This is a genomic window from Streptomyces sp. NPDC042259 (assembly GCF_055582085.1).
The window spans coordinates 242,525-266,691 of the sequence record NZ_JBVJDW010000002.1; the positions used below are offsets into that span (position 1 = coordinate 242,525).

A 24,167-nucleotide genomic window follows, 5' to 3' on the forward strand; every position below is an offset into this window, starting at 1 on the left:
ACCCTGCCCTCATAGGTGGCGGAAACAAGTCAGCGAGCCCCGGGATCCCGCGAGGCGCCTCCCGCCTCCGGCCGCCCGGTGGTGATGTCACCGTGCACGGACCCGGCCTGGATGACGCCGCCCGCGTGCGCCTGCCCGGAGACCTCGTTACGGATGGTGGTGTGCCGGCTCCATGGGGTGGCGATGTCCAGCGGTGGCCGCCAGCGGGCGTCGGCGAAGCGCCGCAGGGCCGCCGCGAGGTCGGGCGGGACGGTATCGGTCGTGGCCAGCGGGAGGACGAGGAACCATCCGTCGCTGCCGCGGAGGGACCGGGCGAGCCGCGGCACGCCGGGGTGGGGGCGTACGTGCAGGGCGTAGAGCTTGGTGTCCCGTTTGCGGCGGATGAATTTGCGGACGGCGACCTCGTGCACATCGGTCCAGGCCAGCCGGGCGTGAGCGCGGCCCACCGTGAATTCGAGGTGGGTCGCGGTCATGCGCAGTTCTTGCCGTTGGGGTGGCAGGAGCCAGGTGACGACCATGATCAGCGTGCCGAAGCAGCACCAGAAGAGCAGTCCCACCAGGGCCGCCGCCCAGTTGCCGCCGACGCCCGTGCGGATGATCGTCATGACGGCGAAGAACATGACCACCGGCCAGTGGCCGAGGGCGATCCGGCGCCCCCGGCCGCTGGCGCTGAACATGTGCTCGTCCATGTGGACGGTCCAGTTCTTCAGGGCGGACAGCGGGGTCCGCTGGGCCTCGGCGAGCGTCTCGCGGAAGCCGGGCGGGGGCGGGGCGGGCGGCGCCGGGCGGGCGGGCCCCGGCGGTGGCTGCCACGGGGCCGGCCGCGGCGGGGCCTGGGGTGCGCGGTGCCCTGCGGCTCGCGCGGCCAGGTGTTCCTGGAGCCGCAGATGACGGAAGCGGTACACACCGCCGCTGCGTCGCAGCAAGCCGCCGTGGTGGGCGTCGCGCAGGAACTCCATCAGCGACCAGGGCACCCGGCCCGCGACCGCCAGGCACCCCTTGGCCAGCAGCCAGCGGCTCCACAGGCTCATCAGCAGCAGCATCGCCGAGGCTCCGAACCAGCCGGCGACCGCCCGGGCCAGGCCCGCGTCGAACGTTCCCTCGCCCTCGCGGTACCAGCCGTGCGCCCCCTGGCCTATGCCGATCAGCACGGCGGCGGTGCACACCGAGAGCCAGGCTGCGGTGCGCTCGCCGGCCAGCACCTCGTCGGGCGTGCTCGCGTCCTCGGTGTCGGACGGGGCGGCGATCGTCACCATGACCAGCGGCGCCAGCACGGTGCTGCACACGATCATCACCAGGTACGGGCGGGGGTCGTACGCTCCCGCCACCACGACGGAGAACAGCACGGCCGGGACGACGATCACCGCCGATGCCTTCAGGGCCCGCCCCACGGAGGCGGCCCGGCCGGCCGAGCGCAGGGCCGCGCCGATCCGGAAGGGATTGGCCCGGCGGCGTGGTTGCCCCCGTCTGAACCCGAACCACACCTCCACGGCCATCCACACCGCCATGCCGTGGAGCAGGCCGCCCGACATGGCGAGCTGCACGCCCCACGCGTGGAATCCCTCCCCGCCCCACAACGTCCTTTTCGCCTGCCCGGCGGCGAACCAGCCGACGCCGGCGGACGCGACCTGGGACAGCAGCAGGCAGACCGCCAGCAGGACGGGCAGCATCGCCGCCCGCACCATGGCGCTGCGGTGCAGCTCCCACCAGGCCAGCTCGGTGGTACGACGGGCGGTGAGGCGGCCGGCGAGGTAGCCGAGCCAGTGCGCGGCGCGGCGCGCGTTCCACTGTCCCGGGGCGTGCAGCCGGTCCGGGGCGTGCGGCCGCTGGGGGAAGACGGCGGGGATGATCAGGTCGAGCAGATGGCTTTCGACGGCCTCCCGCGAGGGGAGCGGCCGGCGCAGCAGTTCCAGCGGGTCGGCGGGGGGCGTGGCGAATCCCCGGCGGGCCAGCCAGATCATCAGCGGGCTCGTCAGCGCCTGCGCGATCGGCCCGTGCGGGTCCTGGTCCACCGCGTCGAGCAGGAGTTTCCACTGCCTGCGGACCTGGGGTGCGGCCGATCGCAGCAGATAGCCGGTGGCTTCCGGCAAGCCGACCGGCTGGGCCTCCATCACCGCGGCCCGGGCGATGGCCGCCCCCGTCTCCTCCCCCAGGCGGTACTCCCGGGTGCGGGAGGTGAGAACGACGGCGTCGTGGTCGCCGAGGGCCCGGTCGATCTCCCGCAGCACCAGGTAACGCCGGTGTTCGGGGAGTTCGTCGAGCCCGTCGAGCACCGGCAGGATCCGCCGGTCCCGGACCAGCCGGGCCGCGGGGTGCCGGCCGTCGACCGGCGGCAGACCGGGGTGTTCCTCGGTGATGCGTGCCGCCAGCCAGACGTGGAAGTGTTCCCGGTGCGGATCCCATGACTCCAGCGTGAGGACGACGGGGACCGGCACGGGACGGCCGTCACCGCCTTCGCCGTCGTGCGGTGCGCGCCGCGCCGCCGAAAGGCAGCGGTCCGTCAGTTCCAGGGTCAGCAGCACGGCCAGGGTCGACTTGCCCGCTCCCGGGGCGCCCAGGACCACCAGGCGGCGGTGGTCCAGCCCCAGGAAGTCGTCCACGACCGAGGCGATGCGGTCGCCGTGCACGGCGTCGGGCCGCACCGTCGGCCAGTTCGCCGTCCAGCGCACCGCCAGGGGCTCCGCCGACGCCAGGTCCCAGGCGTTCAGTTCCGCCGCCCACTGGGTCCGGACGCTACGGGCCAACGTCGACGCGGCACGCTCCACCGGATCGGCGGCGGGCGGCAGGTGCACGGTGACGTCTCCGTGCACGTGCCCGATCTGCAGCACGTATTCCGCCGTGCCGCGCATGACGTTGTGGATGCCCAACTCGTCTGCCATAGCGGCATTGTGGGCTACAGGAGCGCGGGCATCGCCGGTCTTTCCCGGCTTTGGTGGCAACACACATCACTCTTGCCTCATTCGTCACACAGGTATCAGTGATTCCCCCGGCTTTCCCGACCGGTCGCCCGCGCCGGGGCTCGTGAGGACCACGAGCTGCCGGGTCGCGCGGGTCATCGCGACATAGCGGTCGACGGCTCCTTCGATGCCCTCGCCGAATGTCTGCGGGTCGACGAGGACCACCAGGTCGAATTCGAGTCCCTTCGAGAGTTCCGGCGTCAGCGACCGGACGCGGGAGGTCGCCCGGAAGGCGGCGGCCTCGGTGTCACCGGCGCCGATGACGCAGGCGATTCCGTCGGCGTGCGCGGCGAGCCAGGTCTCGAGGACCGCGTCCAGATCCGTGACGGATCCGTGGGTGACGGGGATGCCGCTGTCGCGAATGGAGGCCGGCACATTGGCATCGGGGAGCGCGGCGCGGATGACCTGCTCGGCGTCCGCCATGATCTCTCGCGGTGTGCGGTAGTTGACGCTCAGGGAGGTCACGGTGATCCGGTCGATCCCGGCCCGCTCCAGCCGTTCCCGCCACGACCGGGTGAACCCGTGCCGGGCCTGGGCGCGGTCGCCGACGATGGTGAAGCTGCGGGAGGGGCAGCGCCGCAGCAGCATCTGCCACTCGGCATCGGTCAGCTCCTGGGCCTCGTCCACGATGATGTGGGCGAAGGGGCCGGCGAGCAGGTCCGGTTCGGCGGTGGGCAGCGCGCTCCGGTCGATCAGGGTCTCCTGCAGGTCCCGGCCGCGCAGCATGCCCAGCGCGCCTTCGCTCTCGTCGATCACGATGTTCTGCAGCAGGCTGTCCATGGCGTCGGCCCGGCGCGCGCGTTCGGCGGCGACGGCGGCCTCGTGCCGGCGCTCGCGCGCGGACGCCCGCGGGTCGCCGAGCCGCTGCCGTGCCGCGTCCAGGAGCGGCAGGTCCGACACGGTCCAGGCATGGGCGTCCGCGCGCCGCAGTGCGCGGACCTCGTCGGGGGTGAGCCAGGGAGCGCACTTGCGCAGGTAGGCGGGGACCGACCACAGGTCCCCGACGAGGTCGGTCGCCTCGAGCATCGGCCACGCGCGGTTGAGGGTGCCGATCAGCTCGCGGTTCTGCGACAGAGACCTGCGCAGCAGCTCGGGCGGGATGTCGAGGTCTTCCTCCTCGTGCTTGTCCGTCAGGATCGTGAACAGTTCCTCCCGGATCTGGTCGCGCGCCTCGTTGTGCGGGGTGCCGGGTTCCACCGCGTCGAACGCCGCCGCCCAGTCCTCGGCGCTCAGGTGGACGTCGGCCCAGTGGGTCGAGACCGTCATTCCCTCGGCGGGCGGCTCCTCGTAGAGGGCGACGGCCGGCTCGATCGCCCGCACCAGGTCCGCGGACGCCTTGAGCCGGGCCGCCTCCGGGTCGCTCTCCGCCACCGCCTCCGCTCCCTCCACGACGAGGTCGCGCAGGGTGCAGGTCTGCACGCCCTCCTCACCGAGGCCGGGCAGGACATCGGCGACGTAGGCCAGATAGGGCCGGCTCGGGCCGACGAACAGCACGCCGCCGCGACGGTGACCGAGGCGGGGGTCGGAGTAGAGGAGGTGGGCGGCGCGGTGCAGGGCGACGACGGTCTTGCCCGTACCCGGGCCGCCGTCGACGACGAGGGCGCCGCGGGATCCCGCCCGGATGACGGCGTCCTGGTCGGCCTGGATGGTGGAGAGCACATCACGCATCCGGTCCGACCGGTTGGTGCCCAGGCTGGCGATGAACGCCGACTGGTCGTCGAGCGCGGCGTGCCCTTCGAGTCCGTCGGTGGTGAACACCTCGTCCCAGTAGTCACCGATCCGGCCGCGGGTCCAGCGGTACCTGCGGCGGCTCGCCAGCCCCATCGGGTGGGCGTGGGTCGCGGCGAAGAACGGTTCGGCCGCGGGGGAACGCCAGTCGAGCAGCAGCCGGCGTCCGTTGCTGTCGGTGAGACCGAGGCGCCCGATGTACACGGGCTCGGGGCTGTCCGCGGGGACGATACGGCCCAGGCACAGGTCCAGCCCGAAGCGTCGCAGGGTGCGCAGGCGGCCGGTCAGCCGGTGGATCTCCAGGTCCCGGTCCATGGCCTCACGGCCGATGCCGCCGGGTGCCTTGCGCGCGGCTTCGAGGCGGTCGGACAGTTCGGCGATCGACTGGCCGAGGCACTCACCGACGGCCGCGAAGTGCCGTTCGTCGCCGTCGATCAGCGCCGGGGCGGCCTTGGGGGCGAGGTGAGCGGGGAGGTCGAACGCGCTGGTGGTCGTGGAGTTGGTCAAGGGGTTCATGTCATCGGCCGACACAAGCGCTCGCACGGAGTGAAGCTCCCATTTCTGCAGGTTCTGGGCTGGGTCGGCGATTGTGCACCACGGCCGGGGCCTTGCCGCAAGGCCCCCCATGCGCTATATCTTGAGAGTGGCAAGGAGTGGGTTTCCCTCCTTGCCTTTTGTTTTGCCTTCGTTCGCGCGGCGGTTTTCGTCTTCGCTCTCGCGGCGGTTTTGTCTTCGCTCTCGCGGAACGCGGCGGGCTTGTTTTCCGTCTCGTGGAACACGGCGGGCGCGGCCGTGGCGGACCGGGAAGGGTGTGTCTGCCCGTCCGGGCGGTCCGCCCCATATGATCATCAGCAAGCCGTCGGGGGTGGGAGGAGACGTTTGCCATTGCCTGCGCCGCATGAGGTGACGCGCATCCGTTTGCTCGGCCCCGTCCAGTTCGTCTCGGCCCGTGGGGCGGCCTCCCGCCCCGGTGCACCGGGGCCGCAGACGGTACTGGCGGCCCTGGCACTGCGCGCGGGGTCGCTGGTGACCGTCGACGAGCTGATCGACGGGCTGTACCACGACGATCCGCCGTCCTCCGCCCGGCGCGTGGTCGTCAACTACGTGCACCGGCTGCGGACGCACATCGGCCGGGTGGACGCGGACGGCGACGGGCGCCCGTCCTCCGTCATCGAGACCACCGCCGACGGATACGTGCTGCGGCTCCCCGAGGAGAGTGTCGACGCGCTGCGCTTCGGCCTGCTCACCGCACGGGCCAGGCGCCGGGCCCGGGACGGTGACCCCTCGACCGCCGTGGCCTGCCTGGAGGAGGCGCTCGGGATGTGGCGGGGCCCCGCCCTGGCGGGGCTGCCGGGGCCCGGTGCGGAGGACCAGCGTCGTGCGCTGACCGAACAGCGCGCGTCCGCGGTGGAACACCGGCTGGAGCTGCTGCTCGCGTGCGGGCGCAGCGCGGAGCTGATACCCGACATCCTGCGGGCCCTGGAGGCCTACCCCTACCGGGAGCGGTTGCACGGTGCGCTGATGCTGGCGCTCTACCGTTCCGGGCGGGGCGCCGAGGCCCTCTTGGCCTACGACAACGCCCGCCGGGTGCTCGCGGACGAGCTGGGCATCGACGTGGGGCCCACCCTCCGGGCCCTGCACGCGGCCGTCCTGGCGGAGGACCGGACCCTTCTCGCGGTCCCCCCGGCGTCCGACGAGGGCATCGCGCCGCGGGCCGACCCGGCCCGGCCGGGCGACCCGGGCCCGCCGCGGCCCGCGCAGCTTCCCCCCGCGCCCTGTGACTTCACCGGCCGCCACGAACAGGTCGCGGCGCTGGTCTCCGCCCTCACCGGCGGTACCGAGCACGCCGTCGCGGTCATCACGGGCATGGGCGGGGTCGGCAAGACGGCACTGGCCTTGCGGACGGCGCACGCCGTCGCGGGGAGTTATCCCGACGGGCAGCTGTACGCGAATCTGCGCGGGCCCGACGGCACCCCGTGCGACCCGGCCGGGATCCTGACCAGCTTCCTGACGGCGCTGGGGGTTCCGCACGAGCGTTTCCCGGCCTCGCTCGTGGACCGTACGGCGCTGTTCCGCACCCTGCTGTCCCAGCGCGCCGTCCTGGTCGTGCTGGACAACGCCACCAGTGTGTCGCAGGTCGAACCGTTGCTGCCGGGCGCGGCCCGGTGCGCCGTGCTGGTCACGGCACGGGCCCTGGCGGCGATGCCCGCCACGTTGACCGTGCCCCTGGTGGGTCTGGGCACCGACGACGCGGCCGAGCTGATCGGCAAGGTCGCCGGGGCGCGGCGGCTGGCGGAGGAGCCGGGCGCGGTCGCGGCGCTGGCCACGGTGTGCGGACATCTGCCGCTGGCGCTGCGCGCGGCCGGGGCCCGGCTGGCGGCCCGGCCGGCGTGGACCGTCGCGACGCTGCTGGCACGCGTGTCGGACCAGGCCAGGCTGCTCGGGGAGCTGCGGGTGGGGGAACTGACCCTCGAGGCGGTCTTCGAGCTGTCGACCTCGCAGCTGACCCCCCGGCAGTCCTGGGCGTTCATGGCGCTGTCCATCCCGCACTGCGTGGGGTTCGACGTCAAGAGCGCGGCCGCCGTCCTCGAACTGCCGGAGGAGGACACGGAGACGGTGCTGGAGGCGCTGGTCGACGCCGTGCTCCTGGAGACCCGGGCACCGGGCCGGTACCACTTCCACGACCTGGTCGGCGCGTACGCGCGGGCGAAGGCGCAGACGGAGCTGACCGCGCTCGAACGCCGTGAGGTGGTACGCCGCGCGGCCGACTTCCTGTGTGCCGGCGTCGTGGCCGCGGTGCGGGCCTCCCAGCCCCTCGCCGGGCCGCTGACCGCGGAGATCCACCCGAGGCGGTCGGCGGGCGCGGACGTGGGCAGCGGGCTCGACGCGGTGCTGTGGATGCGGGGGATCCTGCCCACGGTGGCCGCGGTCGTCGAGCAGGCGGCGGCCTGTGGTGACCCCGACGCGGTGGCGCTGGCCGTGGACATCGTCACGCTGGTGCCCTGCTTCGAGGAGACCGTCCCGCTGGGGCCGCTCGCGCCGGCCGCGACCGCTCTGGTCCCGGCCGCGGAGGCGCACTGCGGCGGGGACATCGCCGGCACCGCCCACTACGCGGCGGGGGTGATTCTCAAGAAGCACTCCTCCCCCGAGTCCCTCCATCGCGCACGGGCCCATCTGCTGAAGGTCCTGGAGTCCTTCGACGACGCTCCCGCGCCGGCCGACGGACACCGGCCCTTCCTGCTGGTGCTGTTCACCCTGGCGATGCTGGCCGAACTGGAGCTGCAGTTCGGCGACTTCGCGGCGGCCCGTGACTTCGCGGAGCGATCGGTGGCCCTGGCGGCGGTCAGCGGTGACCGGGAGCTGGTCGCACGACGGCGCACCGTCCTGCTCCAGATCGAGGTCACCGACCCGGACCGGCGGGTGGACCTGGCGCGGATCGGGGCGCAGTGCCGGGAGCTGAGGGGAGTCTTCACCCGGAGCGAGGACGAGAAGTGGCTCATCCGGATGATGATGACCGAGGCGGACAGTCTGCTGCACGGTGGCGGCCACGCGGCGGCGGCGGAGCTGTACCGCCGGGTGCTGGAACGGGCCCGGGCCAGTGGCCATGCCCGCAACGAGACGGAGTGTCTGTTCCGGCTCTCCGAGGCGTTGTTGGCGACCGGGGACACCGCGGGCGCCGTCGACGCCGCCCGGGACGCCCTGGCCGGTGCCCGGCTGGCCCGGGAGCCCCTGCTGATGGCGCGCAGCCACCAGGCTCTCGGCCGGGCCCTGCGGGCGGTGCGCGAGGAGGCGACGGCCGACGCGCATCTGGCGCAGGCCGAGGAACTGTACCGGGGGCTGGGGCGGTCGGGGCAGTCGGTGGCGGGCACCCTGGCGGGGGCCCGCCCGGGTGCGGTGCCGTAGGCGGCCCGGGGTTTTCGCTCCCCCGGGCCGCCGCCTCGTGGTGTCTCAGGAGGCCGGCCAGGCCCGCCAGATGCCCACGCAGCCCCGGACCGTCAGCTGGTAGCGGCCGAAGTGCAGGTCGAGCTGGTCGCGGAGGTCCTCGTAGGTGTCCTGCTCATTGTGGAAGACGCCCTGCTTGTTGAGCCACGCCATCATCCGCCGGCCGCCGAAGGTCACCGGGACGCCGGCGGAGAGCACGGTGGCGCCGAAGACGACGCCCCCGGGGCGGACCGCGGCCGCGGCGTGCGCGAGGGCGATCCCCTTCTCCTTCAGACTGCCCGGAACGCAGTGCAGCAGGTAGCTCATCCCCACCGAGTCGAAGGATTTCTCGGGGACGGGCAGCGGCTCCAGCACGTTCGCGCGGACCGTGTCGATCCGGTAGCGCCGCAGACGGTGCGCGGTGTGGGCGAGGGAGTTGGGGTTGAGATCGGCGAGGGTGATCCGCGGGTCGGGCACCGGGAACCGGGCGTGGTCGAGGAGGTAGCCGGTGCCGACGCCTATCTCCAGGTGCTCGGCGCCGACGCAGGTGTCGTACATCTGCCGGGACACCGCCGCCGGGCACCGCCAGCACAGGGGCGCGGTACCGCGGAACACCGCGAGGTCGTAGAGGTTGAGGAACGACTTCGTGTAGCCGGACTGTCCCTCGATGACGTCCTGGTCGAGGAGCCGGTCGTCGCGCGTGCTGTTGGTGGTCATCACATTCCTGTCGTGTCGGGACGTCGTGTCCTCAGTGGAGGCCGTCGAGCCAGTCGTGTACGGAACGCAGCGCGGATTCGCTGTGCTCACGGATGATCGAGAAGTGGGTGCCGGCGGTGTCGGCGGTGGTGTGCGGAAGGTGCCAGTGCGGCCGCCAGTCGTCCGGTGCCCGCTCGAAGGGCGGTTGTGAGGCCCGGACCAGCAGGGTCGGCGCGCTGATGGCGGCCGGGTCCCAGTCCTGGAACAGCCGGGCGTAGTGGGCCATGGCGGTGAGGTGTGCGTCGTCGCCGGTCTCCTCCGTCCAGAGGGTGCCGGTGGACCCCGCCGACCGGGCCCGGTCGATCTGGGCGTGCAGGTGCGGGAGCATCGCGCTGTCCGGCCAGTGGCTGTCCAGGAGGACGACGGCGGCCGGGCCGGCCCCGCGCGCTTCGAGTACGGCGGCGGTGGCATGGGCGATCCAGCCGCCCGCCGAGTATCCGAGGAGGACCACCGGGGCGCCCTCGGCGCAGCGCTGGACCGCGTCCGCCTGGAGGCGTGCCAGGGCGTCGACGGACCCGGGCAGCGCTTCCTGCCAGGTGAAGCCGGGGGCGGGCAGGGCCCAGACGTCCCGCTCGCCCCGGGACGCGGCGGCCAGCCGTGCGTACTGGTGCGCCCCCGAGCCGCCGGCGAACGTCGGGAAGCAGACCAGCCGCGCGGGGGCGGTGCCGCGCGCCAGGCGTACCTGCGGGACCGCGAGGCCCTCCTCGGGGGCGTCGAAGACGGTCCGGAAGCCCGCCATCTGTCGGACCAGCTCCTGGAATTCGTCGGCCCGGCCCAGTGCGCTCGCGCGGGCGAAGAGCGGCCCCAGGGTGGAGCGCGCCCCGGTCGTCTCCTCGGGTGCCGTCTCCTCCGTGTCCGAGGCCCCCTTCGTCGCCCACCGGTCGGCCAGGTGCCGGGACAGGGCGGTGACGGTCGGGTGCTGGAAGACCAGGCCCGGGGGGAGCCGGAAGCCGAGGTCCGCGCCGATCCGGTTGCGCAGGTCCACCGCGGTCAGCGAGTCGAAGCCCAGCTCGGGAAGGGGCGTGTCGTCGTCGACGGACTCCCCGTCGCCCAGCCTGAGCACCGCCGCGACGTGCCCGCGGACCAGCGTGGCCACGAGCCCCGCCCGCTCCTCCTCGGCGGCCCCGGCCAGCCGCTGCCGGATTTCCCGGCCCCGTTCGGCGCGCGCCGGGTCGCCCGCGCCCGGGGAGCGGGCCGGGCCGGCCGCCGGTGCGGCCGCTTCGGGCCAGTACCGCTGGTGCTGGAAGGCGTAGGTGGGCAGCTCCACCAGCCGGGCGCCGCAGTCGGTGAGCATCCGTTCCCAGTCGACCGCGACGCCTCGGACGTGCAGCCGGGCCAGGGCCCCGAGGAGCGTGTCCGCGTCGGACCCGCTCGCCCCGGCGTCGGGCACCACGACGACGTCGTCCTCGGTCCCGTCGTCGGTGAACGCGTGCGGGTCGCCCTCCCCCGGTGTGCCGTCCGGGCCGATGCGGAGGAAGTCGCGCACCCCGTCGGCCACCAGCCGGCGCATGGCGTCCGCGGGTGTGCCGTCCTCCTCGGCCGGCCGTGTCCAGTACTCCGGGGAACGGAGGTCCTCCGCTGATACGGGGCGGCCCGTCCGGCCGGAGAGGAGGGGAATGCGCGGCGGATGGAACGTCAGCTCCTTGACGGTCCGGCGGATGTCCTCGCCCGGTTCGGCGTCGTGACCGGCGCCGGTGGCGGTCTCCCGGGCGAGGGCGACGACGAGGGCGGCCGCGTCGGCCAGGGACAGCACGCCCGCGCAGTGCGCGGCGGCCGGCTCCCCGGCGATGTCGGCGAGGAGGTGGCCGGGGGTGACCCCCCAGTGCTCCAGCAGCCTGAACCGTGCCACCTGTCCGGCGAAGAGCGCGGCCCGGGCGAGAACCGGGTCGGCGGGCTCCTGCCCGTCCCCCCGGAGCATCTCCCCCAGTGGCCGGTCCAGATGCGCGGCGAACGCGGCACCGACCTCGTGCACGGCCGAGACGAAGGCCGGTGTCCGGGCGTACGCCTCCTGTCCGGGGCCGCTCGGCGCGGCGGACGGGCCGCGGAAGAGGAACGCCACCCGTCGGCGCCCTCGGGACGCACCGCCGACCAGGTTCGGGGCAGACTCCTCCGCCGCCAGGTGCGACAGTGCCGCCAGGGCGTCGTCCCGGTCCCGGCCGAGGATCACGGCACGGTGTTCCAGCCGGGCCCGGTTCGCCAGTGAGCGTGCGATGTCGACGGGCCGCAGGCCGGGGCGCCGCTCGACGAAGTGGAGCAGGCGCTCGGCCTGGTCCCGCAGGGCCTTGCCGGTCCTGCCCGACAGCACCCACGGGACCGCGGGAAGCGTGAGGGCGGGATCCGGGGAGCCGGGGCCCTGCTCGTCGGCGTCGTCTTCGTCCGGTGCCTGTTCCAGGACCACGTGCGCGTTGGTGCCGCTGATCCCGAACGCCGAGACTCCGGCCCGCCGTGCCCGGCCGGCATCCGGCCAGTCCCGGGCCTCGGTCAGCAGCTCCACCGCGCCCGAGGACCAGTCCACGTGCGGGGTCGGGTCGTCCACGTGCAGGGTGGGCGGCAGGACGCCGTTGCGCAGCGCCATCACCATCTTGATCACACCGCCGACGCCGGCCGCGGCGGCGGTGTGACCGATGTTGGACTTCAGCGATCCCAGCCACAGCGGGGTGTGCGCCGGCCGGTCCCGGCCGTAGGTGTCCAGCAGGGCTTCCGCCTCGATCGGGTCACCGAGGGTGGTGCCCGTGCCGTGGGCCTCGACGGCGTCGACGTCCCGGCCGGTGAGCCCGGCGGTGGCCAGTGCCTGCCGGATCACGCGTCGCTGGGCGAGCCCGTTGGGTGCGGAGAGGCCGTTGCTCGCCCCGTCCTGGTTGGTCGCGGTGCCGCGGATCAGGGCCAGGACGGGGTGCCTGTGGCGGCGGGCCCGCGACAGCGGTTCCACCAGCAGCGCGCCGACGCCCTCGCCCCAGCCGGTGCCGTCGGCCGACCCGGCGAACGCCTTGCACCGCCCGTCGGGTGCCAGCCCGCCCTGCTGGCTGAACTCCACGAACGCCCCCGGGCTCGACAGGATGGTGGCTCCCGCCACCAGGGCGGCCTCGCAGTCGCCCTGCCGCAGGGCCTGGACGGCCAGGTGCAGGGCGACCAGCGACGACGAGCACGCGGTGTCGACCGTCACGGCCGGGCCTTCGAGACCGAAGGTGTAGGCGAGCCGGCCCGAGGCGACGCTCGTCGAGGTTCCCGTCATCAGATGGCCGGCGCTGTCCTCGGGCGAGGCGGTCAGCAACGGCAGGTAGTCCTGGCCGGCGATCCCCACGAAGACACCGGTGCGGCTGCCGTGGACCGACTCGGGTGACATCCTCGCCCGCTCGAACACCTCCCAGGCCACCTCGAGGAGGAGGCGCTGCTGCGGGTCCATCGCCAGTGCCTCCCGGGGGCTGATCCCGAACAGGAGGGGGTCGAACCGGTCGGCGTCCCGCAGGAAGGCGCCCCGGCGGACGTAGGTCCGCCCCGGCCGTCCCGGTTCGGGGTCGTAGAGGCCCTCGACGTCCCAGCCGCGGTTGGCGGGGAAGGACGAGGTCGCGTCCCGCCCCGAGGCGACCAGGTCCCACAGCTGTTCGGGGGAGGCCACGTCGCCGGCGTAGCGGCAGCCCATCGCGACGATCGCGATCGGCTCGTCCGTGCCGAGCGGCGTCGGGGCCGGCGCCGCCGCGTGGTCCTGGGTGCCCGTCAGCCGGGCCAGCAGGAGGGCGGAGAGCTTCTCGGGGGTCGGGTGGTCGAAGGCCGCCGCCGGGGAGAGGCGGACCCCGGTCGCGGTGGCGAGCCGGTTGCGCAGCTCCATCGCCGTCATCGAGACGAACCCGAGGTCGGTGAAGGCCCTGGTGCTCTCGACGTCCGCCGCGGAGGGCAGGTTCAGTACCGCGGCGGCGTGTTCGCACACCGTCTCCAGCACCACCCGCTCCCGTTCGGGCGCGGGAAGGGCCGTCAGGCGCTGCCGGAAGGGGGTGGACGCGCTCTCGTCGTCCTCCCCCGCCGGGTGACCGGTGGCCGTGTCCAGCCAGTACCGGCGCCGCTGGAACGCGTGGGTCGGCAGGTCCACCAGCCGGCGGTGCGGTCCGAAGCGGGACGACCAGTCCACCCGCACACCGCGTACGTACGCCTCCGCGACGGAGGCCAGGAAGCGCCGGAGGTGCCCCTCGTCGCGCCGCAGCGAGGTCAGCACCACGCCTTCCGTGGCGGCGTCGTCCAGGATCTCCTCCACCGACACCGCGAGCACCGGGTGCGGGCTCATCTCCACGTACGTGCGGTGTCCGGTGGCGAGGAGTTCGCGCACGGTGGGGCCGAAGCGCACCGTCTCGCGCAGGTTGCGGTACCAGTAGGCGGCGTCGAGTCCGGTGGTGTCGGCCACGGTGCCGGTGACGGTGGAGAAGAACGGGATCCGGGCCGGCCGGGGCGTGATACCGGCGAGCAGCGAGGCGAGTTCGGCCTCCAGCGTCTCGACCTGGGCCGAGTGGGAGGCGTAGTCCACCGCGACGCGCAGCGCCCGCACCCCTTCCTCCTCGGCGGCGGCCAGCAGTTCGTCCAGGGCCTCGGGTTCGCCCGAGACCACGACGGACGAGGGGCCGTTGACGGCGGCGACGGAGAGGCGGCTCTCCCACGCCGCGAGCCGGTCCCGGGCCCGGTCCACGGGGAGGGCGAGGAAGGCCATGCCCCCGCGCCCGGACAGTCGTTCGGCCACGAGGCGGGAGCGCAGGGCCACGATCCGGGCCCCGTCCTCCAGCGACAGCGCGCCGGCGACGCACGCGGCGGCGATCTCGCCCTGGGAGTGGCCCACCACGGCGGCGGGTTCGACACCGTAGGACCGCCACAGTGCGGCCAGTGAGATCATCACGGCCCACAACGCGGGCTGGACGACGTCGACGCGCTCCAGGGAGACGGCGCCGTCGGCGCCGCACACGACGTCGACGAGCGAGAAGTCGACATGGGGGTCCACGGCCGCGGCGCACTCGTCCATCCGGTCGCGGAAGACCGCCGCGTCGCGGTACAACTCCGCTGCCATGCCCGCCCATTGGGCTCCTTGGCCGGGGAAGACGAACACCGGCTTCCCCGGGTCCGTGGCGACGCCCTCCACCACGTCGGGGGCCACCCGCCCGTCGGCCAGGGCGTCGAGGCCGGTGGCGTAGGCGTCCAGGTCGTCGCCCAGCACGACGGCACGGTGGTCGAACAGGGTGCGCGACGTCAGCAGGGAGTGGCCGACGTCGGACGGGGCGAGTCCGGGGTGGTCGCGGAGGTGGTCGCGGAGCCGGGCGGCCTGCTCCCGCAGCCCCCGGTCGGTCCGCGCGGAGACCGTCCACGGCACCGGCGCGGGATCCCCGGGCTCCTCCCCGGTGACACCGCCGGCCCGTGCCGCACCGGCCGGTTCCGCTCCCGGCTCCGGTGCCGGGGAGGCACTCGCGTCCGCCGGGTCCGGCTCCCGCTCCGCCTCCTCCAGGATCAGATGGGCGTTGGTGCCACTGATCCCGAACGAGGACACCCCGGCCCGGCGCGGCCGGTCGCCGCGCGGCCAGCGCCGTGTCTCGGTCAGCAGTTCCACCGCGCCCGCGGACCAGTCCACGTGCGGGGTGGGTTCGTCGATGTGCAAGGTGGCCGGCAGGACGCCGTTGCGCAGCGCCATGACCATCTTGATCACACCGGCGACACCGGCGGCGGCCTGGGTGTGGCCGATGTTGGACTTCAGCGAACCGAGCCACAGCGGCGCTCCGGCCGGCCGGTCCTGGCCGTAGGTCGCCAGCAGGGCCTGGGCCTCGATGGGGTCGCCCAGGGTGGTGCCGGTGCCGTGGGCCTCGACGGCGTCGACGTCGGTGAGCGCGAGCCCGGCGTTCGCCAGGGCGGCGCGGATCACGCGTTGCTGTGCCGGGCCGTTCGGGGCGGTCAGCCCGTTGGACGCCCCGTCCTGGTTGACGGCGGAGCCCCGGATGACGGCCAGCACGGGGTGTCCGTTGCGCCGTGCGTCGGACAGCCGCTCCAGCAGGACCAGGCCGACGCCCTCGCCCCACCCGGTGCCGTCCGCGGCGGCGGCGAACGCCTTGCACCGGCCGTCCGCCGCCATGCCGCGCTGCCGGCTGAACTCGACGAACATGCCCGGGGTCGCCATCACCGCCACACCACCGGCCAGGGCGAGGCCGCACTCGCCCGCGCGCAGGGCCTGCACGGCCTGGTGCAGTGCCACCAGCGACGAGGAACACGCGGTGTCCACGGTGACGGCCGGGCCTTCGAGGCCGAACGTGTAGGCGAGCCGTCCGGACATGACGCTGGCGAGGTAACCCGTGGAGTAGCCCTCGAAGTTCTCCCGGGCGCCCCGGACGAGGTACGCGTACTCCTGGCTGCTGGTGCCGACGAAGACACCGGTCCGGCTGCCGCGCAGGGATGCCGGTGTGATGCCGGCGCGCTCGAAGGTCTCCCAGGAGACCTCCAGCAGCAGGCGTTGCTGCGGGTCCAGGGCCAGCGCCTCGCGCGGCCCCACGCCGAACAGGCCGGCGTCGAACGACGCCACGTCGGCGAGGAACCCGCCCTCGCGCGCGTAGGTCTTCCCGAGCCGGTCGGGGTCCGGGTCGTAGAGGTCCTCCACGTCCCAGCCCCGGTCGTCGGGGAAGGGCGTGATCGCGTCCTGTCCGGAGACGACCAGGCGCCACAGGTCCTCCGGCGACCGGACGCCTCCCGGCAGGGAACAGCCCATCGCCACCAGCGCGATCGGCTCTCCGGCGGCGTCCTCCAGCTCCCGCAGGCGGCCCCGCGTCTCGTGCAGGTCGGCGGTCACCCGCTTGAGGAGGTAGCGAATCTTGTCGTCGGTCACCATCTGAAACCACCTTGCCGAGAATCGACCGATGTCCGGTCAGGAGATGCCAAGTTCCTTGCCGATGAAGTCGATGAGTTCGTCGTCGTCCGCCGAGTCGAGTTCATCCGCGACGGTGGTCCCGCCCTCCTGCGCGCGGGGCGTGTCGCCCCACCGCGCGGCGAGGAGGCGCAGCCGGGCCGCGACCCGCTCCCGCTCGGTGTCGTCGAGCGACTGGGCGGCGAGTTTCTCCGCCCAGTCGTCGAGACGGGCGAGGAAGGGGTCGGCCGGGGCGCCCAGCCCGGCGAGGAGCAGCGCCCGCAGGTGGTCCGTCATCGCCATGGGCGTCGGGTAGTCGAACACCAGGGTGGCCGACAGGGTCAGACCGGTCGCGGAGCCGAGGCGGTTGCGCAGTTCCACCGCGGTGAGCGAATCGAACCCCAGGTCCTTGAACGCGCGCTGGGGGTCCACGGCCTCCGGCGACGCGTGCCCGAGGACCATGGCCACCTGCCCGCACACCAGGTCGAGCACGGCTTGGTGCCGTTCCTCGGGGTCGAGCGGCGCCAGCCGTTCCCGCAGGGCGTCCGCCGCCACGGGTGTTCCCGCGGCCGCCGCCACGGGGAGGCGGACCAGGTCGCGCAGCAGCGCGGGCAGGGCCCCGTCCTCGGCGGCGGCCCGCAGGGCTTTGGTGTCGAGCCGCATCGGCAGGGACACCGCCTGGTCGGCGGCGAGTGCCGTGTCGAAGAGCGCGAGGCCGTCCTCGGTGGACAGGCCGACGACGCCGGAGCGTCCCATGCGGTCCCGGTCGGCCTGCCCCAGCCCGGCCGCCATGCCGCCGCCGGCCCACAGCCCCCAGGCGAGGGAGGTGCCGGGGAGGCCGGTGTTCCGGCGGTGCGCGGCCAGTGCGTCGAGGAAGGCGTTGGCGGCCGCGTAGTTGGCCTGTCCGGCGGAGCCGAGGGTGCCGGCGGCGGAGGAGAAGACGACGAAGGCGGACAGCTCGTGGTCCCGGGTCAGTTCGTGGAGGTTCCAGGCTCCGTCGGCCTTGGGCCGGAACACCTTCTCGATCCGCTCCGGCGTCATCGACTCCAGGACCCCGTCGTCCACCACGCCCGCCGCGTGCACCACGGCGCTCAGGGGACGCGTCGGCGGGATCGACGCGAGCACGTCGGCGACGGCGGCACGGTCGGACACATCACAGGCCACGGCCCGGACCGTGCTCGCGCCGAGCGCGGTCAGCTCGGCCGTCAACGCGGCCACCTCCTCGGCGTCCGGTCCGCGACGGCCGGCCAGGACGAGATGCCGGATGCCGTGCTGCCGGACCAGGTGCCGGGCCACCTCCGCGCCGACCGCCCCGCTCGCGCCCGTCATCAGGACGGTCCCCGTGGGGTCCCACGCGGGGGGCATGGTGAGGACGATCTTGCCGGTGTGCCGGGCCTGGGCCAGGAACCGGAAGGCCGCGGGTGCCTGCCGCACGTCCCACGACGTCACCGGGACCGGCCGCAGCGCGCCCTGGTCGAACAGGGCCAGGAGGTCGGCCAGCATGGCGGCGATGCGCTCGGGTCCGGCGTCCATCAGGTCGAACGCGCTGTAGGCGACGCCGTCGTGAGCGGCCGCGACCTCGGCGGGCTCCCGGATGTCGGTCTTGCCCATCTCGACGAACCGGCCGCCCGGCCGCAGCAGCCTCAGCGACGCGTCGATCAGTTCCTTCGTCAGGGAGTTCAGCACGACGTCGATGCCGGCCCCGCCGCCCGCCGCGCCGAAGCGCTCCTCGAACCCGCCGTCGCGCGAGGAGGCGAGGTGCGCGTCGTCGATGCCCAGGGCGCGCACGGTGTCCCACTTGGCGGGGCTCGCCGTCGCGTACACCTCGGCCCCCAGGTGCCGTGCGAGCTGCACGGCGGCCATGCCGACGCCACCGGCCGCGGCGTGGACGAGCACCGTCTCCCCCGGCCGCACACCGGCCAGGTCCACCAGGCCGTAGTAGGCGGTGAGGAACACGACGGGGACGGAGGCGGCCTGGGGGAAGGTCCAGCCCCGGGGAATGGGGGCGAGCGTGCGGTGGTCGGCGACCGCGACCGGGCCGAAACACGCGGCGGCCAGCCCGAACACCCGGTCGCCGGGGGCGAGTCCGGTCACGTCCGGCCCCACCTCGGTGACCACGCCCGCGACCTCGCCGCCCAGTGCCCGGCGGTCGGGCACCATGCCCAGCGCCATGACGACGTCCCGGAAGTTCAGCCCCGCCGCGCGCACCGCGACCCGGACCTGGCCCGGTGCCAGCGGTGCGGCGGCCTCCGGGGAGGGGATGAGGACCAGGTCGTCCACCGTGCCCCCGCCGGCCAGGTCCAGGCGCCACTCGCGCACCCCGGGCGGGGGCACGAGGGTGCCCCCGGCCGCCCCACGGGCCAGCCTGGGCACCAGGGCGCGCCCCGCGCGGAGGGCGAGTTGCCCTTCGCCGCCGGACACCGCCGCCGGGAGAGCGGCCGTGGACGCCCTGTGCGTGTCGAGGTCGGCCAGCACGAAGCGCCCCGGGTGCTCCGACTGCGCGGAGCGCACCAGCCCCCAGACCGCGGCGGCGGCCAGGTCGGCGGGCTCCTCCGCACCGTCGGCGGGCACGGCACCTCGGGTCACCACCACCAGTTGGGAGGCGCGCAGCCGGGGGTCGGCGAGCCAGGTCCGGAGCACGTCGAGCACCTGCCCGCACCGGGCCCGCGCGTCCTCGGCGCCGGTGCCGGTGCCGTGGCAGGGGAGGAACACCACGTCGGGGACGGGCTCGCCGGAGTCGATCGCCGCGCGGAGCGCCCCGGTGTCCGCGAACGCGGGGGCCGCGAGCACACCGGCCATGTCGTCGTCGCCGAGTACGGCGTGACGTGCGGCGGCGGCCGGTGCCGCGGGGGTGACGGCGGTGGGGGCCCAGTCGAGGCGGAACAGCGAGTCGTGGGCGGGTGCGGCACGCAGCTGGTGGGCGGAGACGGGCCGGGTGACCAGCGCCCCGACCGATGCCACCGGGGTGCCGTGCTCGTCCCACAGGGCGAGGGCCACCGAGTCCGGGCCGGACGGGGTCAGCCGGGCCCGCAGTACCGGTGCGCCGGTGCCATGGAAGGACACCTCCCGCCATGCGAACGGAACGCGCAACCGCGCCTGCCCCGGGTCCTGTCCGGCGTCCCGCGCGTCGAGGAGGGCGGTGTGCAGCGCGGCGTCGAGCAGCGCCGGGTGGATACCGTAGCGGGCGGCGCCCGGCCGTGCCGCCTCGGGGAGGGCCACCTCCGCGAACACCTCGTCGCCGAGCCGCCAGGCCCGGCGCAGCCCGCGGAACACCGGACCGTAGTCGAGACCCGAGGCGGCCTGGCGCTCGTAGAACCCGTCGAGCGCTACCGGCTCCGCTCCCGGGGGCGGCCACGCCTCGCCGTGGCCGCCCGGCACGGTGGCGGCCTCCGGCGCGAGCACGCCGCGGGCGTGGCACGCCCAGGGTTCGTCCCCGTCGGCGCCCTCGGGCCGGGAGTACACGCCCACCGTGCGGTGGCCGTTCTCCCCCGCCGGCCCGACCCGGACCTGGAGCCGGACGGCACCGCCGTCGGGAACGCCCAGCGGCGCCTCCTGGGTCAGCTCCACGAGACGACGGCAGCCGGCCTCGTCACCGGCGCGGATCACCATGTCGACGACGGCGGCGCCCGGCACGAGTGCGGCGCCGAACACGACGTGGTCCGCGAGCCACGCCTCGGTCCGTCGTGAGAGCCGCCCGGTCAGGGCGAGCCCCTGGGCGTCCGCCAGGTCCAACGACGCCCCGAGCAGCGGGTGCCCGAGCCCGGCGAGGCCGGCCGCACTCACCTCGGTGGCCGTCGCGGACGCGCCGGGCGCGCCCCAGGGGTAGCCGCGGCGCTGGAAGGCGTAGGTGGGCAGGTCCACCCGCCGGGCACCGGCGCCGGCGAAGAGCCGGGCCCAGTCGACGCGGACGCCGTGGACGTACGCCTCGGCCGCGGCGGCGAGCACCGTGTCGGCCTCGCTCCGGCCGCGGCGCGCCACCGGCACCAGCACGGCGCCGGCGCCGTCCGGTCCCTCGGCGAGGCAGTCCTGGGCCATGGCCGTCAGCACCCCCGACGGTCCGATCTCCAGGAACGTGGTGACCTCCGCCTCCACGAGCCGGCGCATCCCGTCGCGGAACCGCACCGCCTCGCGGGCGTGGCGGACCCAGTACCCCGGCGAGCACAACTGGTCGGCGGTGGCGACCTCACCGGTGACGTTCGAGACGACCGGGATCCGGGGCGGGTGGAAGGTGAGCCGCTCGGCGACCCGGCCGAACTCCTGGAGCATCCCGTCCATCTGCGGGGAGTGGAAGGCATGGCTCACCCGGAGCCGTTTGGTCCTGCGGCCTTCCTTCTCCCAGTGCGCGGCGCATTCCAGCACGGCGCTCTCGGTGCCGGACACCACCACCGACGCCGGCCCGTTCACGGCGGCGACGGACACCTCGTGCGCGCGTTCCGCCACCCACGGCCGGATCTCCGCCTCGGTGGCCCGCACCGCGACCATGGCGCCGGCGCCGGGCAGTTCCTGCATCAGCCGGCCGCGGGCGGCGACGAGCGCGCACGCGTCCTCGACGGACAGGACCCCGGCGACGTGCGCGGCCGTCAGTTCCCCGATCGAGTGGCCGAGCAGGAGGTCGGGGGTGAGTCCCCAGTGTTCGAGCAGGCGGAAGAGCGCCACCTCGTAGGCGAACAGTGCCGCCTGGGTGAACGAGGTGCGCTCCAGCAGGGCGGCCCGCGGTGTTCCCTCGGCGGCGTACAGGACCTCCCGCAGCGGCCGGTCCAGCCGCGGGTCCAGTTGCTCGCACACCGTCTCGAGCGCCTCGGCGAATACCGGGTGGGCGGCGGCCAGTTCCCGCCCCATTCCCACGCGCTGGCTGCCCTGGCCGGAGAAGAGGAACGCCAGCCGGCCGTCGGCCGCCGTGCCCCGGACGACGCCCGGGGCGGGGCGGTCCTCGGCCAGGGCGCTCAGGCCCGCGAGGAGACCGTCGCGGTCGGCCGCCCAGACCACGGCCCGCTGGCCGAGGGCCGCGCGGGAGGTCGCCAGCGACCAGCCGACGTCGACGGGCCGTAGCTCCGGGCGGGCCCGGACCTCGGCCGTCAGCCGCTCCGCCTGGTCCCGCAGGGCGCCCTCGCCCCGGGCGGAGAGCACCCAGGGCACCCGGTGCGGCGTGGCGGCCGGGCCGGCCGGGTCCGCTTCGGCGGGGTCGTCGGAGTCGTCGGGGGCGTTGGAGTCGTCGGAGGGAGCCTGTTCGAGGATCACGTGGGCGTTGGTGCCGCTGATGCCGAACGACGAGACACCCGCCCGGCGCGGGCGGCCGGTCTCCGGCCAGTCGCGGGACGCGGTCAGCAGCCGGACGGCGCCGGATTCCCAGTCCACGTGCGAGGAGGGCTCCTCGGCGTGCAGGGTCTTCGGGAGCGCCCCGTGCCGCACGGCCATGACCATCTTGATCAGACCGGCGATGCCCGCCGCGCCCTGGGTGTGCCCCAGGTTCGACTTGATCGAGCCCAGCCACAGCGGCCGGTCGGCGGGCCGGTTCCGTCCGTAGGTCGCCAGCAGCGCCTGTGCCTCGACGGGGTCGCCGAGGCCGGTGCCGGTGCCGTGTGCTTCCACGGCGTCGACCTCGTCGGCCGACAGGCGGGCGGTGGCCAGGGCCTGCCGGATCACGCGTTGCTGGGACGGGCCGTTCGGGGCGGTCAGGCCGTTGGACGCGCCGTCCTGGTTGACCGCGGAACCCCGGATGACGGCCAGCACGGGGTGTCCCTCGCGCCGCGCGTCGGACAGCCGCTCCAGCAGGACCAGTCCGGCGCCCTCGCCGAATCCGGTGCCGTCGGCGGTGTCGGCGAACGCCTTGCACCGGCCGTCCGGGGCCAGCCCGCGCTGCCGGCTGAACTCGGTGAAGACCCCCGGCGTCGTCATCACCGTGGCCCCGCCCGCCAGGGCCATGTCGCACTCGCCCTGGCGCAGGGCCTGGACGGCCTGGTGCACGGCCACCAGGGACGCCGAACAGGCGGTGTCCACGGTGACCGCCGGTCCTTCGAGGCCGAAGACGTAGGCGAGGCGCCCCGACAGCACGCTGGCGGCGTTGCCCGTCATGTGGTAGCCCTCGGTGCCCTCGGCCGTCCCGGCCCCGCCGCCGCCCGCCACGAACAGGGATCCGACGAAGACCCCGACGGGCCGGCCGCGCAGGGAGCCGGGGTCCATGCCCGCCCGCTCGAAGGTCTCCCACGCGGTCTCCAGCAGCAGGCGCTGCTGGGGGTCCATCGCGGTGGCCTCGCGGGGGCTGATCCCGAACAGGTCCGCGTCGAACTCCCCGGCCCGGTCGAGGAAGCCCCCTTCGAGGGCGTAGGTCCGGCCGGGGCGGTCGGGGTCCGGGTCGAAGAGGTCCTCGAGGTCCCAGCCCCGGTCGGTGGGGAAGGGCGAGATCGCGTCGGTCCCGGTCGCCACCAGCCGCCACAGCTCCTCCGGTGACGACACTCCTCCGGGGTAGTGACATCCCATCGACACGACCGCGATCGGCTCCCGGCCCGCCGCCTGCGCGGTACGGAGCCGCTCACGGGTCTCCAACAGCTCGGCGGTGAGGCGCTTGAGGTAATCGAGCGTCCTGGTGTCATCGGTCATGTCGAACGTGCTGCCCTTCACAAGGAGATGCGGGACCTCTCGAACGCACCGTCGCCGGCGTCGGCCCCGGGGGCCCGGCACCGGCCCGGGTGAGGTCATACGGCGGGGGCGTCCCCGAAACACAGCGGCAGGGTGTCGGGCCCGGCGACGCCGAGTGCGGTCCGCCAGCTGATCGGCCCGGTGATCCGGGGCGCGTCCAGACGGGCGGACAGCACCGCGAGGGCCTCGGCGAGTTCGACGCGGGCCAGCGCCGTGCCCAGGCAGAAGTGCGGGCCGCCACCGAACGCCAGGGTGGGTGCCTCCCGCTTGACGGTGATGTCGAAGGTGTCGCCGTCGGCGTACACCCGGGGGTCGCGCTGCGCCGCGTGCGCGCACATGAACACGGGGGTTCCGGTGGGGATGCGCACGCCCTGGACGTCGAAGTCCTCGGCGGCGGTCCGGGTGGCCGTCACGGGCAGGGTGGGGCTCCAGCGCAGGACTTCCTCGACCGCCTGCGGGGCCAGCTCGGGGCGCTCCTTGAGGAGCGTCCACTGCTCGGGGTGCGCGGCGAAGGCCGCCATGGCGAGGGCCAGTTGGTGGTTCGTGGTCTCGTACCCGGCGACGAGCACGGTCGCGACCAGGGTGCGGACCTCGTAGTCGTCGAGGACGCCCTCCTGGTGGGCGCGCAGGATGTCGGAGGTCAGGTCGGCGCCCGGATCGGCCCGCAGCTTGCCGATCGCGGCTTCGAGGTAGTCGAACATGCGGATGAGGCCCTGCTCCACGTGGGTCAGCAGGCCCGGGTCGTCGGAGAGTGCCAGTCCGAGGTTGGCGTCCATGGACAGCCGGCCGACGGTGTCGTAGTCGTCCAGCGGGAAGCCGAGCAGCCGGCACATGACCATCGCCGGCAGCGGGTGGGCGAACTCCTGGACGAAGTCGTGCTCCTTACCGGGGGTGATCCGGTCGGCCAGCCGCTCCACGGTGGCCCGGACGAACGGCTGTGTCTCGGTGATCCTGCGGGGGGTGAAGGGGTGGGTCGCCAGCCCGCGCAGGCGGCGGTGGTCCGCGCCGTCGAGGCTCTGCAGGAAGTCCCGCATGAAGTCGCGTGCCGGGCCCTCGGGGGTCCCGACCATCTCCACGAGACCGCGGAAGCCCGAGACCAGCCGCGGGTCACGGGCCAGGTCCTTGGCCTCGGCGTACCGCAGCACGAGGAGTGCCAGCGGGGTACGGGCGACCCAGGAGCGCTCCCTGGCCTCGGCCACCTCGGGAGAGTCCCAGGCGAACCCCGGGTCGGTGAAGTCCAGAAACGGCAGATCCGCCCAAGACGGCTCGGCGTGTGCGGTGGTCGACATGTTCGATCCTTCCCTCGGCTTACG

Annotated in this window: 6 protein-coding genes and 1 pseudogene; 1 reads left to right on the forward strand and 6 read right to left on the reverse strand. The window is 74.4% G+C overall.

The window, feature by feature from the left end; genetic code table 11:
• Positions 1-29: 29 nt before the first annotated feature.
• Together ACZ6MA_RS06325 and helR are read right to left on the reverse strand one after the other, a co-directional pair.
• Positions 30-2,879, reverse strand: coding sequence for an NACHT domain-containing protein (locus ACZ6MA_RS06325; RefSeq protein ID WP_469431530.1), 2,850 nt, complete (start codon positions 2,877-2,879; stop codon positions 30-32).
• An 84-nt stretch (positions 2,880-2,963) separates the two neighbouring features.
• A complete protein-coding gene (gene helR, locus ACZ6MA_RS06330) occupies positions 2,964-5,201 on the reverse strand; it encodes an RNA polymerase recycling motor ATPase HelR (RefSeq protein WP_469432260.1) in 2,238 nt (745 codons plus the stop codon).
• Between the two features lie 387 nt (positions 5,202-5,588).
• Here helR and ACZ6MA_RS06335 point away from each other — a divergent pair, with 387 nt between their 5' ends.
• Positions 5,589-8,588, forward strand: coding sequence for an AfsR/SARP family transcriptional regulator (locus ACZ6MA_RS06335; protein ID WP_469431532.1), 3,000 nt, complete (start codon positions 5,589-5,591; stop codon positions 8,586-8,588).
• Between the two features lie 45 nt (positions 8,589-8,633).
• Here the strand turns inward: ACZ6MA_RS06335 and ACZ6MA_RS06340 are convergent, their stop codons facing one another.
• The 4 genes and pseudogenes from ACZ6MA_RS06340 to ACZ6MA_RS06355 form a co-directional block, all read right to left on the reverse strand.
• On the reverse strand, positions 8,634-9,323 hold the full coding sequence (locus tag ACZ6MA_RS06340; protein ID WP_469431534.1) for a class I SAM-dependent methyltransferase: 690 nt from the start codon (positions 9,321-9,323) through the stop codon (positions 8,634-8,636).
• Between the two features lie 58 nt (positions 9,324-9,381).
• Positions 9,382-16,203: pseudogene (locus ACZ6MA_RS06345) on the reverse strand (type I polyketide synthase); the annotation flags it as partial.
• Positions 16,204-16,239: 36 nt separating this feature from the next.
• On the reverse strand, positions 16,240-22,938 hold the full coding sequence (locus ACZ6MA_RS06350) for a type I polyketide synthase (protein ID WP_469431535.1): 6,699 nt from the start codon (positions 22,936-22,938) through the stop codon (positions 16,240-16,242).
• On the reverse strand, positions 22,911-24,143 hold the full coding sequence (locus tag ACZ6MA_RS06355) for a cytochrome P450 (RefSeq protein WP_469431537.1): 1,233 nt from the start codon (positions 24,141-24,143) through the stop codon (positions 22,911-22,913). Before ACZ6MA_RS06355 ends, ACZ6MA_RS06350 begins: the two co-directional genes overlap by 28 nt.
• Between the last annotated feature and the right edge of the window lie 24 nt (positions 24,144-24,167).